The organism is Rummeliibacillus sp. TYF005, assembly GCF_003844195.1.
GTDB lineage: Bacteria > Bacillota > Bacilli > Bacillales_A > Planococcaceae > Rummeliibacillus.
Genome location: NZ_ML122545.1, coordinates 70,861 through 89,547 on the forward strand (window position 1 = coordinate 70,861; position 18,687 = coordinate 89,547).

14 protein-coding genes are annotated in these 18,687 nt (G+C 36.3%); 9 read left to right on the forward strand and 5 right to left on the reverse strand.

Going from position 1 to position 18,687, the window contains the following annotated elements:
• Window positions 1-18: 18 nt before the first annotated feature.
• Together fabZ and CW357_RS05125 are read left to right on the forward strand one after the other, a co-directional pair.
• Complete coding sequence (gene fabZ, locus CW357_RS05120; protein ID WP_119414118.1) at window positions 19-462, forward strand: 3-hydroxyacyl-ACP dehydratase FabZ; 444 nt, start codon at window positions 19-21, stop codon at window positions 460-462.
• A 208-nt stretch (window positions 463-670) separates the two neighbouring features.
• Entirely contained in the window at window positions 671-982 is a 312-nt protein-coding gene (locus tag CW357_RS05125; protein WP_119414119.1) for a hypothetical protein, read from the forward strand.
• Window positions 983-1,020: 38 nt separating this feature from the next.
• On the opposite strand, the gene CW357_RS05130 is transcribed toward CW357_RS05125, so the two are convergent.
• A complete protein-coding gene (locus CW357_RS05130) occupies window positions 1,021-1,467 on the reverse strand; it encodes a YwpF family protein (RefSeq protein ID WP_119414120.1) in 447 nt (148 codons plus the stop codon).
• A gap of 250 nt (window positions 1,468-1,717) precedes the next feature.
• Here CW357_RS05130 and CW357_RS05135 point away from each other — a divergent pair, with 250 nt between their 5' ends.
• Window positions 1,718-2,170 (forward strand): single-stranded DNA-binding protein, encoded by a 453-nt coding sequence (locus CW357_RS05135; RefSeq protein ID WP_119414121.1) that lies wholly within the window; start codon window positions 1,718-1,720, stop codon window positions 2,168-2,170.
• A gap of 432 nt (window positions 2,171-2,602) precedes the next feature.
• On the opposite strand, the gene CW357_RS05140 is transcribed toward CW357_RS05135, so the two are convergent.
• Together CW357_RS05140 and CW357_RS05145 are read right to left on the reverse strand one after the other, a co-directional pair.
• Window positions 2,603-5,377, reverse strand: a complete 2,775-nt coding sequence (locus CW357_RS05140) for a DEAD/DEAH box helicase (RefSeq protein ID WP_199670626.1) — start codon at window positions 5,375-5,377, stop codon at window positions 2,603-2,605.
• Complete coding sequence (locus CW357_RS05145; protein WP_119414122.1) at window positions 5,374-6,945, reverse strand: hypothetical protein; 1,572 nt, start codon at window positions 6,943-6,945, stop codon at window positions 5,374-5,376. Before CW357_RS05145 ends, CW357_RS05140 begins: the two co-directional genes overlap by 4 nt.
• Before the next feature lie 221 nt (window positions 6,946-7,166).
• On the opposite strand from CW357_RS05145, the gene CW357_RS05150 reads away from it, so the two are divergent.
• The 4 genes from CW357_RS05150 to CW357_RS05165 all read left to right on the forward strand — a co-directional run bounded on the left by CW357_RS05150 (window position 7,167) and on the right by CW357_RS05165 (window position 15,300).
• Window positions 7,167-7,631 carry an IDEAL domain-containing protein gene (locus CW357_RS05150; RefSeq protein WP_119414123.1) on the forward strand — a complete coding sequence of 155 codons (465 nt, stop codon included), beginning with the start codon at window positions 7,167-7,169 and terminating at the stop codon, window positions 7,629-7,631.
• A gap of 1,149 nt (window positions 7,632-8,780) precedes the next feature.
• Window positions 8,781-13,199, forward strand: a complete 4,419-nt coding sequence (locus CW357_RS05155) for a S8 family peptidase (protein WP_206426810.1) — start codon at window positions 8,781-8,783, stop codon at window positions 13,197-13,199.
• Window positions 13,200-13,404: 205 nt separating this feature from the next.
• A complete protein-coding gene (locus CW357_RS05160; RefSeq protein ID WP_119414125.1) occupies window positions 13,405-14,160 on the forward strand; it encodes a hypothetical protein in 756 nt (251 codons plus the stop codon).
• A 432-nt stretch (window positions 14,161-14,592) separates the two neighbouring features.
• The gene (locus tag CW357_RS05165; protein WP_124217492.1) at window positions 14,593-15,300 is read left to right on the forward strand and encodes a YqjF family protein; all 708 of its coding nucleotides are present in this window, start codon (window positions 14,593-14,595) and stop codon (window positions 15,298-15,300) included.
• 34 nt (window positions 15,301-15,334) lie between these two features.
• Here CW357_RS05165 and CW357_RS05170 read toward each other — a convergent pair whose 3' ends face one another.
• Together CW357_RS05170 and CW357_RS18845 are read right to left on the reverse strand one after the other, a co-directional pair.
• Window positions 15,335-16,015, reverse strand: coding sequence for a hypothetical protein (locus CW357_RS05170; RefSeq protein ID WP_119414127.1), 681 nt, complete (start codon window positions 16,013-16,015; stop codon window positions 15,335-15,337).
• Window positions 16,016-16,172: 157 nt separating this feature from the next.
• Window positions 16,173-16,385: a sporulation histidine kinase inhibitor Sda gene (locus tag CW357_RS18845; RefSeq protein ID WP_119414128.1), complete on the reverse strand. Its 213-nt coding sequence runs from the start codon at window positions 16,383-16,385 to the stop codon at window positions 16,173-16,175.
• Between the two features lie 564 nt (window positions 16,386-16,949).
• On the opposite strand from CW357_RS18845, the gene CW357_RS05180 reads away from it, so the two are divergent.
• Together CW357_RS05180 and CW357_RS05185 are read left to right on the forward strand one after the other, a co-directional pair.
• On the forward strand, window positions 16,950-17,663 hold the full coding sequence (locus CW357_RS05180) for an IspD/TarI family cytidylyltransferase (protein ID WP_119414129.1): 714 nt from the start codon (window positions 16,950-16,952) through the stop codon (window positions 17,661-17,663).
• On the forward strand, window positions 17,660-18,685 hold the full coding sequence (locus CW357_RS05185) for a ribitol-5-phosphate dehydrogenase (RefSeq protein WP_119414130.1): 1,026 nt from the start codon (window positions 17,660-17,662) through the stop codon (window positions 18,683-18,685). Before CW357_RS05180 ends, CW357_RS05185 begins: the two co-directional genes overlap by 4 nt.
• Window positions 18,686-18,687 lie beyond the last annotated feature (2 nt).

Sequence of the window (18,687 nt, forward strand, 5' to 3'; positions counted from 1 at the left end):
AGCAATAGGGGGAAGAAAATGCTAACTGTAGATCAAATTCAAAAAATACTTCCGCATCGTTATCCTTTTCTTTTAGTGGACCGTATTATTGAAATCGAAGAGGGGAAACGAGCTGTAGGTATTAAAAACGTTTCTATAAACGAACCATTTTTCACTGGCCATTTCCCTGGATATCCAGTAATGCCAGGTGTACTAATTATTGAGGCAATGGCGCAAGTTGGTGGGGTAGCACTACTAAAATCGGAAAAATTCCAAGGCCATTTAGCGTTTCTAACAGGTGTTGATAACGCACGCTTTAAACGCCAAGTAACACCAGGAGATCAACTTCATATTGAAGTTGAGTTTACAAAACTTCGCGGTGTTATGGGAAAAGGTCATGGTAAAGTAACAGTAGATGGTGAGCTTGTGAGCGAAGCAGATATTCTTTTTGCAATTGGACCAGCTCAACAAAACGAAGACTAATAAATGATACCGTTTCGAACATACTAAGTTTGAAGCGGTTTTTTATTTGGCAAGATTAAATGTTGAAATTTGTTCTTATAATGATGCCCATAATAACTAAAATCATTTATCAATTTTCAGGATAGTTTCATTTTTTTCGCGCATCCTATTTTTGAATCGCACACAGCGTGTAGTGATTTAAAAAATATGATGGAAGGAGGAAATAAAAATGTGGAAGCAGTCAGCTGCGATCTTACTTTTTTCCGGACTTTTATTGGTAGGATGTAACAATAAAGCCGTCGAGGATACTCGTACAGAAACACCTATGGAAGATACAAATAGAGGTGTTAACGAAGGTGTTACTGATGATGGCATCACTAATGATGGTGTAAATGATAGTGTGAATCATCCTGTTGAACGAGGTATCAACGAAGGTGTCAATGACATTGAAAATGGCGTCAATGATGTAACAGATGACGTTAAACGTGGTGTCAATGATGTTACTGATAATAACGGTGTAATGGATAATAACAAAAGATAAAAAAACTTAGCATATCCAATCTAGGATATGCTAAGTTTTTATTTTTTGGTTTGAGTCGAACTCTTTAATCGCGGTCTCGTTCGCATATCGGATTTGAATTTTTCAAGAAGCTCATTTCCCTTTAATCCTTGTTCAACAAGTTCTAAAAGTAATTGTTCGGCGTATTGACGTCGACCTGAATTTAAAGTTCCCTTTAATAATACCGAAACATGCTTATGATCTGGCATTTCGATGATGTCTTGAACAACTACTCGAAAAGTTGCAGGCTCATTATCTGGATAAGAAATTACAGCACGTACATTTAAAATAGTATCTGTCCCTTTATAAGGGGCAAAGTCAGTGGCATATTGTCGATCTATATACATCTCTAAAATCCAAGATTTATGACTACTCTCTTGATTAATAATGATTCCATCGGTTAGTGGGTAGGATTGTAATTTTTCATCTTTCAATAGTTCCAACGACAACATTTTAAATGTCTTCACTGAATGAACTCACCTAGCTTTCGACCAATTTTTTTAATAATTATAACATATAAAAAATTAGCTAAAATAGTATTTTGCATAGTTTTTGTAAATTAAGAAACCTAATAATGGCGCAATTTACAACAAAATGTGTGCTTTTAAAACGCAATTTTGTACATAAAAAGAAGTACAAAATCATTATTTCGCCATTTTGCGCAAAATACGCAATGTCATTATGATATGGATAAGTTAGAAGAAAGGAGGTGACAGCTTGAACCAAGTTGCCCTTGTTGGACGGATTACAAAAGATCCGGAATTACGACAATTATCAGAAGGGAGGGTGCAAACCAGTTTTATCATAGCAGTCAATCGAAATTACAAAAATGCTCATGGAGAGATTGATGCAGATTTCGTCCCATGCTCTGTTTGGGGTAAACTAGCTACAAATGTAGTGAAGTATTGCGGTAAAGGCTCACTAATTGGGGTTGGAGGCCGACTGCAAACAAGGTCCTACGAGCGTGATGATGGAAAAAGAGTCTTTGTCGTTGAAGTAGTTGCTGAAGAGATACGCTTTTTAGCATTAAAAGAACGTGAGGATAAAGGTGTTCAAAAAACATCAGAACAAAAAGAACAGACAACTTTGCAAACAACATCTGGGCAATCTCAAGAAATTCCAGAAGGTTTTGTATTACCAAAAGAAGAAGCAAGTTTACCAATAGGATAAAGTAATCATATCCTATCAAATTCTAATGTTTGTCAGAAACATAGTTAGTACAGCAAATCCTACTGGAAAGACCGCGCCAATAGGTTTGATGAATTGATCCAAATAAATTAACCAATCGATCATCCTATGGAACAATTCAAAAATTGCTGTATAAATAACAAAATTCGTTATGTACAGCATACATAACGAAAATATGTAGTTGTAATATAAGAGAATAGTATATTTGGGGATATACTATTCAAGATGAAAAGGCGTTTTAAAACTTTGTCTATGGGGTAACAAGCGGATGAAGTCATCATAGCATGACTTTATCTGTACATAATCGCTTAATCAATGATGATAGAAGAGTGTTTTAAATGTGGCTATAAACAATCTCTTTAAACAAAAAAGTAGTTGAATAAGGAATATGATTCCCATTCAACTACTTTCCTTCTAAAAGTTAAAAGATAACAAATCCATAATTTCTTCGTCTTTTAATTCTGTGATCCATTGACTGGATTGAATTAGTTCTTCTGATAGTGCTTGTTTTTCAGACAGCAAAGTATCAATTTTCTCTTCGATAGTTCCTGTCGTAATAAATTTATGAACATGGACAAATTGCGTTTGCCCAATACGGTATGCACGGTCAGTTGCCTGGTTTTCAACAGCTGGATTCCACCAACGATCGGCATGAAGGACATGGTTTGCCGCAGTTAAGTTCAGACCAGTACCTCCAGCTTTTAATGATAGGATGAATATAGGGAATTCTCCTTTTTGGAATGATTCCACGAAATAATCACGCTGCTGTTTCGGCATACTACCTGTCAAAAATGGTACATCAATATCATATAGCTCAGATAAACAATGTTGTAGTAGATGACCCATTCCAATATATTGTGTGAAGATTAAACACTGTTCTTGATTGTTGGCGATATCAGATGCAAGTGAGACAATTCGCTCTAGTTTCTCTGAACGGCTAAGCATCTCTTTAGCCCCTTCGAATGGTTCTTTTAAATAGAGGGCAGGGTGATTACAAAGCTGTTTTAACTTACTAAGCATTTTCAAGATAAGACCTTTTCGTTCAAACCCAGATAATGTCTGCAACTTTTGCATCGTTTCTTGTATAAAACTTTCATAAAGAACAGCCTGTTCCTCAGTTAGTGGACAATACTCTCTTTGCTCAAGTTTGTCAGGTAAATTCAACATAAGAGCAGGATCTCGTTTTGTACGACGCAATAAGAACGGTTGAATTTTCTTTCGTAATCGTTCTTTATGGCTTTCTGATTCATCGCGTTCAATTGGAGCAATATATTCTTCTTGGAAGCGAGAAAAACTACCTAAATAACCTCTATAGATAAAGTCGAAAATAGCCCAAAGCTCTGATAATCGGTTCTCAACAGGTGTTCCTGTTAAAGCTATATTATGTCGGCCATGAAGCCTTCTGATAGCCTTAGATTGTTTCGTATGCATATTTTTAATATTTTGGGCCTCATCAAGAGTAATATTCGTCCAATCATGATTTTCAAGCATATCGACATCTTGTGTAATCGTCCCGTACGTAGACAAGACAACTTGAGGTCGTTCTTTATCTATAAATTTATCAAAAGCGACATCCTTTAAACGGTTTGAACCATAATGTAAATATACCTTTAAAGAAGGAGCAAAACGCTCTAATTCCTTTTGCCAGTTTCCAAGTACAGATGTAGGGCAAATGATAAGCGTAGGCGGCGCATCATTTTCATGATCATATACATGAAGTAAATAAGATATCAGCTGAACGGTTTTGCCAAGCCCCATATCATCAGCTAAGCAAGCTCCAAAGTTTTGATCACGCATAAAGACTAACCATTCAAATCCTTCTTGTTGATAAGGACGCAAAGAAGCTTGTAAATGATCAGAAACTTTAATAGCAGGCATACCCTTCTTATCAACCAACGTTTGTACATAGTCACGAAGAGATTGTTGCATTTCAAATTGGAAGAAAGGATCATCTCGGTCATCATCTTCCTCTTCTTCATCTGGAATAGTAAGCTCCTCTGGTAACTCTTGGAATAATAAATCTTTCACTGTCCAATTTTCATTTTCTGCTCGATCCATCAATTTTTGAATTTCTTGCATCCAAGCAGCGTCGACTTTTACCCATTCAGTACCAGCCCGTATAAACTCACGATTATCATTCACCATTTGTTGGAACTGTTCAACTGAAATCTCTTGACCATTTAACGAAAGCTTCCAATCAAACGTTAAAATCTCTTGTAAACCAGCAGCAGACTTATAATTAGAGGCAGTATTTGCACTGGCACGAACTTTAATACGAGAATCTTTGAGATCCTTGAGCCATCCGGGAAGTACAATCTCAAAGCCTAGAGCTTGTAGACGAGCAAAATCTATGCGCAAAAATTCTCGTACTTCAGGATCTTTCAAGTTTACAGAAAGAAAATATTCTGCACTGACGTCTTTCATATAATCATGACTACGCAATAACCCAATTACTTGTTGTTGAAGTTGCTTAATCCCTTCTGCTTGTTGGACCCATTTTTCGGGTAATGCATTTTCAATTGGGAGTCTTCTTTTTCGCATAGGTGGAGCCCAATAGTTAGCACTTTTTTTATTTCGAATAACGGTCTCAAGGAACCACTCTTCTTGATTTTCTCCGGGTTCCCGTAAACGTAAGCCAACAAACACTGCATCATCAACTTTTTTCGGCTTAATCGGCCAACCGCCATTGCGGAAGAAAGGAAGGAGAGAAGGTAAATCATGTATAGTTAATCCTGCTCCTAATAGCTTTTGAATAATCGCCATTTGCAGTAGTTCTTTCACCTGATCATCGATTGATAAATCGATTGTAAAATCATCTTCTCCAACAGAGATATTTTTCCACAGATCTTTGCTATACCAATATTTAGAAGCATTAGCAGAAGCGTTTAACCAATTATTTGAGTTTTCATCAATGCCAACGTACGAAATGAATGGATGTTTATTTTCATCTGAAAACAATTCCACCATTTCAAGTGGTGAAAGGCTAATAGTATACGATGTATGATTTGCTGTAAGACCATAAAAAGCAGGTTCGTATTGAAAGAAAAGAAAGGATAGCCATTCAGTTGCAAGTAATGGCGAACCATTCTGATCGTGTGCTTGCAAAGAAAAGGATTGTCCGGATTCAGTTTCTACACTAAGAGAGATTGTTTTTAAAAAAGTATCCGGTACTGTTGCATTCATAGTCATAGCTTCAAGTTTCCTTTCTCAATTTCTTCTTGTAATGCACGAAGACGTTTATATTGTTGACGTGTTTGATCGACATAATCATTCCAAAACTCCGTTTTACCACTTTTCTTTGCAGCAGCCTTCATCTTCTTCCAAACACGTACAGCTTGTTTATAATGTTGACGTGATTTTTGATTTAACTCATTCATAGCAAGTGCATGATAAAGCGGCAGAAGTACCTCAGGTTTTTCTTCTAATACCGTTTTTAATCCACACAGCTCCAAATAGGCAAGCGAAGAAGGAAAACGATGATGAAGTGCGGTCCATTCAGTAAAGCGACCACGTTCTATTAAAAACAGAGAATAAGGTTGCATACCGTACATACCTGAAGCTGAAAATAAAACTTCTGCTTCTTCGTCATTAAGATGAACTTTTGAACATAATTTATTGAAAGCATTCACAAATGCTGAGCGATATCGGGTTGATAGCCAACTATTGATGAATGAGTTTAAATAAGGAAGCATTGCACGTACAATCATGGAAAGCGCTTGGTCATCTTCGTTGCGGTCTGCAAATCTTGCTAAATCCATCCATATAAGCATATCCGCTTCATTTAAATCGATAAGCTTTTGTTCAAGTTGATCGTATTTTTTTAACATGATTAAGAACATCGATTCAATACTTTCAACTTTAACATCATCAGCAATATGTCGATCATTCTTGATCAAAGCTAGTTCTGTTTCTCGACGGGATTTCTCATTAAACATAGATTCCCAGAAAAACGTATAGATGTATAACCTTTGTTCAAAGTAGCCTTTTTGGTGTAACAAAAAATAATTGACTATTTTTTGCAATGTATCATAGAAAGGGTCTGTCGCAAAAAGACGAGGTTTTGAAGAAGTTAAGCGAATAAAATCCTTCACTTTTTCTGCTTCATGTTCTATAAAATTATTGTAATATGTTTTATAAGATTCGTTTGTCGGATGCAGATGTTTCCATGTGTGAGATAACAAAGCAATATGCGTAAATAATTTATATAAGCTTTGCCATTCACGCTCAAGCGGAGTATGCTGGAAAATTTGTCGTTGCATATCAGCGAAAATACTCTCAACTAAATATGGATTCATAACAGGTTGACTGTACAAATTGCTCTTATAAACATTCTGAACTAAACGCAACCAAGCTTCTGGAGATCGCTCATCTTTTAACAAATTCATCTGAGCTGATTTTTTCGCCCGAAATCCTTCAAGCCATGTTGATAAAGAATCAATATATTGATATAGAACAAACAAAGCCGCCAGTTTATGACGGCACCAATGTTCTTTTGGACAATCACAAGTTAGACTGTCAGAATTTATTTGAAATGTCACGTTCGTCGGTGTTGCGTCTTGAACTACAAAAGAAATGACATTACGTTCTTCACTATAAGTAGTAATCTTTACATAGTTATGACGAGCTAAAAAAGCAGCACGTCTGACTAACTCGTCATCTTCACTATTTGTTGTATGAAGATCTAAACTAATTTGAGCCATTTGATTACGAATAAAATCCTCGTAACGTTTGGCAATATCAGAAATATTCGTATTCATATCATCGCTCCTGCAAAAAAACTTTCCTTTCATTATAAATCTTTTTCATACTATTCGTAAATGTAAAAGGAAGTTTTTCAATACAAAGTCATGTAACGTTGTTTTAATTTGCTGAAAACAGCAGAAAAGTTCTGAAAAGACGACAAATATTTTAGTGTCATTTAAGAGTGTTTAATGATACTATATTAATAATCAGAATATTCCTTCGAAGGAGGGGGCCTATGTTAGAAGTAAAAAGAATGGAACCTTTCTACACGAAACGAGATGGTGCTCGCCTGAAAATGGTCTTTGCTTACCAATACTTCTCTATTATTAAGGATGAGGAATTATTCCATTTCATCCCTGTAGAAGGAAAGGAAATAGTGATTAATCTATCATCATTACAAATTGAAAACCTATCTGAAGTTTTCGTATTCCAAAAGGGCAGTCGTTTCATACGTCTACCTTTGTATCAATTATTACTTGTTTCAAATATTCACGATCACCTAGAACTAATTTTAGATGAACTGCAATTGAAACGTGGTGAACAGCTTTTAGAGGCACCATCAGAATTGGATATACTCATAAAAGAACTGGAAGATTCCAATCGCTTACGGTTGATCGATGAAGCTTTAGAACAACGCGATGAAGAGTTATTTTACACACTTGCAAAAGATTTAAAACCTATGGAGGACTTAAGAAATTGAATACGCAACACTCTTAAAAAGCACCTATTCATTGCTAAATGACTAGGTGCTTTTGACGTGCAGCTAGATAATTCGATAATCCCATCGCACAATAAAGATAACATGCACCTTCCACAACAAATTATCCCTCTTATATAAAATTTTCACTTAGAAATTAATGAGAAAACGCATTAATCTAACGAATCCAGAAAAAAACAAATAGCACGAGAAACAAAACCGCCATACTTCCTCCATAAATCCAAATCACCGCATCAAAAAAATCCAGCCCTAAGCGTCTCCATAACCTCCTCATCATCATCCCCCAATTTCTTTTCATCCTTACCCAAACATATGCAAGGCTAAACATTAATGACAGTAAATAGATGAATCTAAGGAAGATTATGTACTCTAATCCAAACTTTTTACGAATCAAACCCATAACTAAATGACTAAATCTAATTTAACTGTTTGGCACTTATTTTAAATTGAGACATATAGACACAAGTACATACAAAAGTACATATATAGAAAATTCATCCTATAAATAAGAAAATTTATAACACATAAATGGACCTATGCGGATAAAAAGAGTAGATATTCAATTTTTATATGGAAATAAATAACTAAATACAATTAGAGCTTGATATATAACAAATACCAAATCAAGAAAAATAACTTTATTGTCTAATAGCTAGAAATTGTTATAGTTATTTTTTACTGATTAGTAATTAAAATTTAAATATCCAAATGACATGCTTTTATCCTTTTTGGGTGTAATTATGCATTTTTTATTTTATGAATTATAAGGTTATTATATTTATCACTTTTAAAATCCTCATGAAACCAGTAATAACAGGCACTTTTAGTAGTTAGATTCGGTTTTCAATCCTCTAAATTAAATACTAAAGTCCCCCATGTGATTAGTAGAAAACGATTAATTTTGAAAATTCTAAAAACTTTCGACATAGACTAACAAAATTTTTGATTTTGTTAATATATAGTAACTTTAACAACTAGAGAATGTATCCACACCTTTGAATCTATTTACCTAAATGCCATTTGGGAAAGGGGGGAAAGGTGTTTTCTTTTTCTTTGGACTTATTAAGTTATCTTAAATTTTCTTACATCTAGAAAACGAGTAACACCCAAAAAATAGAGGGAGGAATGCGAATGGAAAGGAAAGGACGTTATGCTAAAGCATTGAGTCTTGCTACATCAGCACTTATGGCATTTTCGATGCTAACGCCCAACATTGCAGGAGCGAAAACAAATGAGATTCACTCATCATTCAGTGAGTCCAATCAAAATTCAATTGTTGTAAAAAACAAAGTAAGTAATAGTTTACTAGAGGATTTCAAAGATGATGAAAAACTAACTTTCTTGATTAAATTTAAAGACAAATCATCTGTCAACAAAGTAGCTACACAAGCTAGAAAAAGTGCAGAGAAGGACAACCTATCAGCACAACAAACGAAATTTGTGCAACGCTCTGCAGTAGTATCGGATTTAAAGGCGACATCTCTTGAATCACAAGAATCCGTAAAGCAATATCTTGAGAAAGAAGTTAAAAAGGGCAATGCAAAAGACATTGAGTCTTACTATATCGTAAATGGTATGGCTGTTACGGCTACAAAAGAGGTAGCAGAGAAGGTTGCAACTTTTGAGGAAGTAGAAAAAGTACTACCAAATGAAACACGCCAACTTTATACGACCAAGGTAAGTTCTGAAGAAGATCCATCATTTTTGAAAGTGAAGGATCTACCTAAAACGAAAAAAACTGCTGAAACAAAAGCAAAAAATGCAGTTGAAGAAAAAGCTAAAACTTCAAGTATTGAGTGGAATGTTGAACGTGTAAAAGCTCCAGAAGCTTGGGAGATGGGTATTGATGGTAGCGGTACGGTAGTCGCAAGTATTGATACTGGTGTTCAATGGGACCACCCTGCATTGAAAGAAAAGTATCGTGGGTACAATAAGGCTACTGGGCAAGTATCAAACGATTTTAACTGGTTTGATGCAACCTCAGCTGGACGAGCTACACCATACGATGATCTTGGACATGGAACACATGTAACGGGAACAATGGTCGGTAGCGAACCGAATGGCACCAACCAAATCGGTGTAGCACCCGGTGCAAAATTCATCTCCGTTAAAGCATTTACTTCTAATGGAGGAACAGATACAGACCTTTTAGAAGCAGCAGAATGGATTTTGGCGCCAACAGACTCAAGCGGTAACGCACGAGTAGATATGGCACCTGACGTAGTAAACAATTCATGGGGCGGCGGTCCTGGACTTGATGAATGGTACCGTGACGTTGTACGAAATTGGCGTGCAGCTGAAATTTTCCCAGAGTTCTCTGCAGGAAACACAACACTCACAAATCCAGGTGGAGCTGGTTCAGTAGCCGCACCAGCAAACTATCCTGAAAGTTTTGCAACAGGCGCAATTGATATCAATAACAAAGTAGCAAGCTTCTCATTACGTGGACCATCACCGTATGACAAGATAAAACCAGATATCTCTGCTCCAGGAGTTAATATCCGTTCATCTGTACCAGGTAGCGTGTATGAAGGCGGATGGAATGGAACATCTATGGCTGGTCCAGCTGTTTCTGGTGTAGCAGCACTTCTTCGTCAAGTAAGTGCAAATTTAACTGTTGATGAGATGGAAGATATCTTACTCGAAACAGCAACACCATTAACAGACTCACAATATCCACAAACGCCAAACCATGGTTATGGATATGGATTAGTTGACGCTTACCAAGCAGTATCATCCATCGCTACTGGTCTAGGAACTATAGATGGACAAGTAACGAAGCAAGGTGAAGATGATGAAGCACCAGTCCTAAAACATACTGCACCAAAAGAAACTTATGCGGGTATGGATTTAGAGCTAACTGCAAGTGCGTCGGATAATATTAGCGTTGCATCTGTTGTTTTAAAATATAAAGATGCCAACGGTGATTGGAAAAATATCGAAGCACTCCGTAAATCTGGCGACTATAAATCAGGCGAATTCAGTGTGAAAGTCCCTGGCGAAAATGTTCCAGTTGGTGACTTCAAATATAAATGGGTTGTCAATGACTTTGGTAACAATGAAGTTGTAAGTGATGAGTACACTGTAAAAGTCAAACCAGGCATTACAGTAGGTTATTCTGAAGACTTAGAATCCCAACCAGTTGGATGGACATCATTTGGTAACCAAAATAGCTGGGAATGGGGTAAACCAACTTCTGGCCCAGGAAATGCTGCATCTGGCGAAAAAGTTTATGCTACTAACTTAGCAGGAAACTATGCGAACAGTATGAATGCAACATTAGTGATGCCACCAATCGATCTTCCAGAAGGAAATGCATTTTTACAATTTAAACAATGGTTTAATTTTGAAAAGTCTACTTCTGGTAGGGAATATGATTATGGCACAGTTTTCGTCTCAACAAACAATGAAGACTGGACACAACTAATGAGAGTTTCTGGCGCGTCGAATGGTTGGCTAGATGCTGAAGTAGACCTATCTGCATATGCTGGTCAACGTATTTATATTGGCTTTAATGGATTCTCAGATTCAAGTGTTCAAAAAGAAGGCTGGTATATTGATGACATAGCATTAACAGACAGTTCTCAAGCTAGTAAAGTATCAAAAGGTAAAGATAAGAAAACAGGTGTGATTGTTGTAAGTGGTAAAGGAAAAGACAAGAATTCTAAAAAAGAAGCGATTGATCCTAAAACTATTAAACCAACAAAACCTGAAAAAGAATCAGTTCCTGTTGAAGAAAAAGTTGTCAATCCAACACTTCTACCATTAGGAGCACAAGTAAGCATTTTAGAATCTAATCGTTCTGTATATTCAGATCCTGCTACAGGTTCATATTCATTGAAACATAGTACAGGAACATTTACAGCAAAAGCGGAAGCTTATGGATTCACATCTAAACAGCAATCTGTAACAGTTGAAGCAGATGAAACATCAACGGCTAACTTCACATTACAAGAAATCGCTCAAAACACAGTAAGCGGTAAGATTACTGATGAGTCAACAGGTGAAGGAATCGAAGGCGCAACACTTCTGCTTAAAGAAGATGCAAATATTGCACCTGTAACAACAGATGCTGAAGGTAATTACTCTATTAAAGCTTATCATGGGGACTATACATTAAAAGTAGTTGCTCGTGGATACAATAGCCAAGAGTTTACTGTTTCAATCGGTGAAGAAGCAAAATCGAAGGATATTCAATTAAAACCATTCTACACTTACCCTGGTGGAGAAATTGGATACGATGATGGAACGGCTGAAAATGCACGTGCATTCAATGCAGCAGGTAATGCATGGGCAGTGAAAATGTCACTCCCAGAAAACGAAAAGCAAGGGATTGTAACAGATGGCGTATTCCGTTTCTGGGATACAACATGGCCAAACCCTGGTGGCACAGCATTTGAAGTAGAAGTATGGGATGCAACTGGTGCTGAAGGTACTCCAGGTAAAAAACTTGCAGGTCCAATTAATGCAACTGCTCTACGTAATGGCGAATGGACTGTTGTTGACTTAAGTGAGCACAATATCATTGTTAACGGCGACTTCTATATGGTATATCGCCAAACAAATGCAAATCCAAATGCTCCTGGCCTTGCAACAGATGAAGATGGCAAAAATGCGGAAAGAAGTTATCAAGCTGTTTCTGGCACATGGTCTAAATCACCAGCAGAAGAGGGTAACTATATGATTCGCGCACGCGTTAGCTATGAGGTGAATGCACCAGTTATCACTTCACCAGTAGCAGAGTCGGTAACAAGTGAATCTGCGGTTCAAGTTGAAGGGAAGGCTTCACCAACAACAGAAATCACCCTAAAACAAAATGGCAAAGAAGCTGGTAAAGTAGTTGTTGGCTCTGACGGTAAATTCTCAATCCCAGCTACACTAGTAGAAGGGGAGAACACGTTATCAGCAGTATCTAAACTGGCTGGTAAAGTAACTGGAGAATCTGAAGCGATTAAAGTAACTTTAGATACAGAAAATCCTACTTTGACTATCGACAGTCCACAAGATAGCTCAAAAACAAATCGTGAAACTGTAACAGTTGAAGGAACAATTGCTGATGCTAACCTTGACTGGGTTAAAGTAAATGGCAAAGAAGCCAAAGTATCAAACGGTAAATACTCTCTTCGTATCCTTTTAGATGAAGGTACTAATGAGATCAAAGTAGTTGCACAAGACAAAGCAAAAAATAAAGTAACGAAAAAAGTAACTGTAACTGCAGATTACACTGCACCAGTAATTGAAAACTTAACACCAGCAAAAGATCTTACATTGACAACTGGTAAAACAGTTAAAATCGTCTTTGATAGTGAGCCGGATGTGAAAGCAACATTCCTCATCCACATGCCATTAACAAACGTAAATGATACTGTATCAAACGCTACAGAACTCCCACTGACTGAAGAATCAGATGGTCATTATGTAGGATACTGGACTGTACCAGATGGAACTGTAGCAGACGGAGCAGTGATCGAAGTTAAAGCGGTCGACAGCTTCAAAAACGAAACACGTCAAAAAGCTGCTGGTAAACTGTATATTAATCTATCGAAATAACATAAAACTAACCCCTTTTAAATAATAGGAGATGTCATCTGTATTTTCAGATGGCATCTTTTTTTATGGCATAGCCCCATTCGTGCAAGAGAAAAAAAGGAATGTTTCAAAAGCTAACTTACCTCCAAATATAAAAGTACAGCATGTTACCCAACTATTCCCCATTCCCAAGTAAGCATACACTACTATGAGAGGGTGGGGAGACATGGATGAAATCGAACAGTTGTTGGAAAATATTTTACCACCGACAGCCACTATTCTAAAATTACAAAACAACAGACCGGCCATTTTGTTGGCAGATATAGATGGAGACCGCTTAAAAGAGCTAATCGTTGCTTATCAATTTAGAGGAGAAAATTATCTTCTTTTATTAAAAAAAACAATAGACTATTGGTACCCCGTTATGGAGATCAAAGGAAAAGGATATGCAATCACTGAGCTAATGGCAGTTCAAATAACCCCCAATGGCGTAAAATCACTAATCGTAGGTTGGCAAATTGGAAGCATATGGTCAGAACTAATCATCTTACAGTGGAAGGGCTATGGATTCACCAATTTGCTTCCGAACAATACGGTTTATAGTAAATTATTTGTGGAAGATATGCCCGGACGATACGGAAAAGATGGTCAATACGAATTGGCAATTTGGAGTCATGATACAGGAGATGCCTATATGGTTGACGTATATCGATACGATGGCAAAGAGTTTGTACTAGCCAAAGATGTTTATCCCTATTATTTTAAAAAAGTTGTTTCTTTTTATAAACAATTAGTTCAAATCTACAATTACTCATACTACTGGTATTATTTAGCGGATGCGCAACTAAAGGCAAAAGAACTTGATGATGCTCTAATTTCCATCGACAAAGCTCTAAACTCAACATTCCTCTATCCATCCAAAGAAAAAATGATTGATCTAAAACAAAAAATACTCAAGAAACAATTATCGTCAGATGGATGAGTTATATATCCGTTCACATAAAAGATAAAAGCTCGAACTGTGAAAAACGGAATCGAGCTTTATTCCACGCTTGAAGTTGATGTGTGAAGTTGATGTAAGACTTAAATTGTCCGGAACGTGGATTCAATTTAAAACTGCGTGGATTGGAACACGAAATGCGTGGATTGACTCCCATAAGAAGGTAGGATTAATAGACACGAAGATCTGCCAGAACTGAAAGGAGACTTAAATTGTCCGGAACGTGGATTCAATTTCTATATCCGCGGGAGGAGAGCTTGAAACCGCGTGACTGACGCCCAAAACTGCGGGAGGAGAGCCCAAAATCGCGTGACTGACACCCAAAACCGCGTGACCACCCCAAAAATCTCATGTCTGAATCCACTTGATATCGCAAATGTACGATTATGACTTTCTGAAAAGAGGGATACATATATGAGTAAAGGACCGTGGGTGATGGAACAGGAATGGCAGGATGTGTATTTTCTTCATTGGCCGATACTAGCAGAGGACTTGCAAGATTATGTGCCACAAGAATTGGAGATTGATACATTCGATGGAATGGCTTGGATTGGAGTTGTGTACTTTCAGATGAAACAAAAGAGTTTTAGGTTTATACCACCTATTCCAGGGACAAGCTCTTTTTTGGAGCTAAACGTACGAACTTATGTGAAATATAAGGGAAAGTCTGGTGTATATTTTTTTAGCATAAACGTAAATAATCCAATTGTTTCGAAGCTAGCGAGTGTAGGGGACATACTCCCTTTTCAGTTTGCAAAAATTTATGAGAAAAGAGACAAAGGTACTTTAACATTTCAAAATAGAAGGGAAGAAAATGGTCATACACCAGAAACATTAATAGCCACTGTTAAACCAATATCTGAGCCAATCATGCGGACACCACTAGAATTTTGGCTAACAGAACGGCATTATCTATGGACAAAAACAACGGGGACACTGATCCGACAATATAATGGCCATACGCAATGGGTATTACAGCGTGCACATGGAGTCGTTCATGAAAATACAATAGCGCCATATTTAATGGGCCAAGTACAAGAGAACAAACCGATTGTCCATTATTCAAAATATAAAAAAGCTTTCCTTTACTTGCCGATAAAAGAAAGCCAGACAGAAAAATAATAAAATTGTAGCCACATTAACAATGTTTCACACCTTAATACCGGCACTGAAAATATTGATAGAACTGCATCACAACAGCATTTGAAAGCATATCAGCCATCATTAAAACTTCCATAACAATCTGATCAAATGTTTCAATATCATCTTTATATTTTTTCTGAATCATCGTAACGGCTTCTTTTTTCGTTAAATCCAAATGAGTATAGAACATCTTCTTCACATCTTCTTGTTGTAAATATGGATTAATCTTGCTCCAAAATAGGGAAATGTCATCTGCATTCTTATACCATTCTATCTCTTTGGCATTTGCGGTAGTTGTATCACCTTTAACAGCCGCTGTAACAAGTTCAGCTGCAATCGTAAGATGATCATGGATAAGCTTTGTGTAATGATCCGCCACTTGATCACCGTAGAAAGGACGAAGACAATTTCCTAAATCTGTCGCATTTCTTAAAAGACGTTCTTCAACAAATTGTACATCGGGTAAGTTAAAAACGATACTCGTAATTACCATACGAGTCCAGTTTACATGCTCCATCCAAAGAAGCCGATTCATACTAACATAATCTGTTTCGGCCTTGCTTTTACAGCGATAATCATATATTGACGGAGGTTGCACTAGAAAGAATCGAACAGGAGCAGTGTATTGAGAATAAGGTGGTTGATACATTTGTGTTAGCGAATACGAAATAACACCATTTGAATAAGGATTCAATTTATTATATCCTCCCACGTTTGTTTATCTGGCCAAAGTACTTTGGACTATGACCCATAAACTAGATTATGCAGATATATGTGAGGTTGTTAAATAATTATATAAACAATATTAAATGAAAGTAAGTGCTCACTTTTTGAGCACACCTAAAAATAATCTAAGCAAGGTTAAAATATCTATTGAATGCATTAGAATCTATTGGGGAAGTTTTGGTGACATCAATATTTTCTGCTTTACAATCTATTATCATCCTGACAGCTATTCTTCTAAGAATTTCATCTTCTAACAAACGAATAAAATCCGAATTTAATTGAAATGTCTTTGCTTCGTTGTAAGCCTCGATTAATAATTCGTCCGATAGTGTATCCATTTTTTCATTCACCTCCAATTGAAAATTTCATGTTCTAATTTATATAAAAGAGGAATATATTGATAGTTGCTAAGTTGTACATTTAATTTATCAGATTGTTCATTGATAAACAACTGGCCTATTATCCACAACTATAAGTGGATAAGTTGTGATTAAACTGTGTGGATAAATAACGAAATGTACGTACAACTATGTGGGGAATGTGTATAAACTTATCCACAATTTACTGAATTGGGGAAATTTGTCGAAAAGTTTTTAAGGGATTTTTGCTTACATTGGTTATTTCGATAAAATTCCACACTTTAAAAGTTGAACATGATTGAACTTCATACTTCATTCTTATATAAAAATGGAAAATGAGAGTAGTAGATATGAAGTTATAAGCAATACGTTGAACGTTGTTGAAAGGGCGATGTAAGTAGAACATACTGTAGAAATGTGCTACAATATTCCCGATGTGGCGAAAGGATATTAATACTATAGAATGAAGAAAAGTCCAAATTCGAATTTTAAAAATTGAAATAATAAATTAATAGATATTTAACTTATAAGGGGTGCTGATACATGATTTATGCTGGTATATTAGCAGGAGGAAAGGGCACGCGTATGGGAAATGTCCCAATGCCTAAACAATTTTTACATTTGAACGACAAACCAATTATTGTACATACTATTGAAAAATTTATATTGAACAAGAGAATTGATTTGATCATCGTTGCAACACCAAAAGAATGGATCAGACATACAAATGATATTCTCGAAAAATACGGAGTAAATATCCCTACCGTAAAGGTTATTGAAGGTGGAGCTGATCGTAATGGGACAATTATGAATATCATCCACTATATAGAAAGTTTTGCTCCAGTTGACGATAATGACATTATTATTACACATGATGCTGTTCGACCTTTCTTAACACATCGAATCATTGAGCAAAATATTGAAGAAGGGTTGTTGCACGATGCTGTTGATACAGTTATTAGTGCAATTGATACAATCGTTGAATCGACAGATGGTGAAATGATTTCATCTATTCCTGTGAGAAGCCATATGTATCAAGGGCAAACACCACAAACATTTAAAATTACAAAGTTAAAAGAACTTTACAATACGTTAACTGATGAAGAAAAAGAAATTTTAACAGATGCTTGTAAAATTTTTGCGATAAAAGGGCATCAAGTTAAATTAGTTCGTGGGGAAACATTTAACATTAAAGTAACAACCCCTTATGATTTGAGTGTTTCAAATGCCATTTTGAAAGGAAGTATGGATAAGTGATTAACCAAGTTTATCGACTAGTATCACCAAGACAAATTGAAGTCACATACAAGGACAGTTCTATATCAGCCGATAAAGTCGTTATCCGTCCAACAAACCTATCAATTTGCGCTGCTGATCAGCGTTATTATACAGGTACTCGTGGCGAAGAAGCGATGAAGAAAAAACTACCAATGGCTCTTATTCACGAAGGTGTGGGAGAGGTAGCTTATGATCCGCAAAATGAAATCCCTGTCGGTACAAAAGTAGTGATGGTACCAAACAAACCAGTTGAAGATGATCCATATATTGCTGAAAATTATTTAAGAACGAGTCATTTTAGATCAAGTGGCTATGATGGCTTTATGCAAGACTATATTTTTATCCGAAGAGATCGTCTTGTTATTCTACCAGAAGAAATCGATATGCATGTAGCTGCTTATACAGAGCTTGTTTCAGTAGCAGTACATGCCATTAGCCGATTTGAACAAAAAGCCATTAAACGTAGAGGTTCGTTTGGTGTTTGGGGAGACGGAAATCTAGGATTTATAACTAGCCTGTTCTTAAAAACATTGTATCCTGATTGCAAAGTAACAATTTTCGGTAAAACAGATTATAAGTTAAATCATTTCTCATTCTGCGATGAAGCTATATTTATCAACGATATTCCAGAAGGATATGAAATTGACCATGCTTTTGAATGTGCGGGTGGAAAAGGCAGTCAATATGCTATTGACCAAATTATAGATGTGATTAAACCGGAAGGATCTATTGCCTTACTAGGTGTTAGTGAATATCCAGTAGAAATCAATACGCGTATGGTTCTTGAAAAAGGTCTTACATTGATAGGAAGTAGTCGTAGTGGTTTAGCTGATTTCCAAAGAACAGTGAGTATATATAAAGAACATCCAGAGATTGTTGATTCCTTATCAACATTAATTGGACAAGTAGTAGATGTCACTTCTGTTCAAGACGCTCTAAAAGCTTTTGAATCTGATTTGTCCAGTTCATGGGGAAAAACTGTTATGAATTGGAGAATTTAGTT

Excerpts from the sequence above, each read along its gene's own strand:
- fabZ (WP_119414118.1), top strand. The coding sequence starts at position 19 with ATGCTAACTGTAGATCAAATTCAAAAAATACTTCCGCATCGTTATCCT.
- CW357_RS05125 (WP_119414119.1), top strand. The coding sequence starts at position 671 with ATGTGGAAGCAGTCAGCTGCGATCTTACTTTTTTCCGGACTTTTATTG.
- CW357_RS05140 (WP_199670626.1), bottom strand. The coding sequence starts at position 5,377 with ATGACTATGAATGCAACAGTACCGGATACTTTTTTAAAAACAATCTCT.
- CW357_RS05145 (WP_119414122.1), bottom strand. The coding sequence starts at position 6,945 with ATGAATACGAATATTTCTGATATTGCCAAACGTTACGAGGATTTTATT.
- CW357_RS05150 (WP_119414123.1), top strand. The coding sequence starts at position 7,167 with ATGTTAGAAGTAAAAAGAATGGAACCTTTCTACACGAAACGAGATGGT.
- CW357_RS05155 (WP_206426810.1), top strand. The coding sequence starts at position 8,781 with ATGGAAAGGAAAGGACGTTATGCTAAAGCATTGAGTCTTGCTACATCA.
- CW357_RS05160 (WP_119414125.1), top strand. The coding sequence starts at position 13,405 with ATGGATGAAATCGAACAGTTGTTGGAAAATATTTTACCACCGACAGCC.
- CW357_RS05165 (WP_124217492.1), top strand. The coding sequence starts at position 14,593 with ATGAGTAAAGGACCGTGGGTGATGGAACAGGAATGGCAGGATGTGTAT.
- CW357_RS18845 (WP_119414128.1), bottom strand. The coding sequence starts at position 16,385 with ATGGATACACTATCGGACGAATTATTAATCGAGGCTTACAACGAAGCA.
- CW357_RS05180 (WP_119414129.1), top strand. The coding sequence starts at position 16,950 with ATGATTTATGCTGGTATATTAGCAGGAGGAAAGGGCACGCGTATGGGA.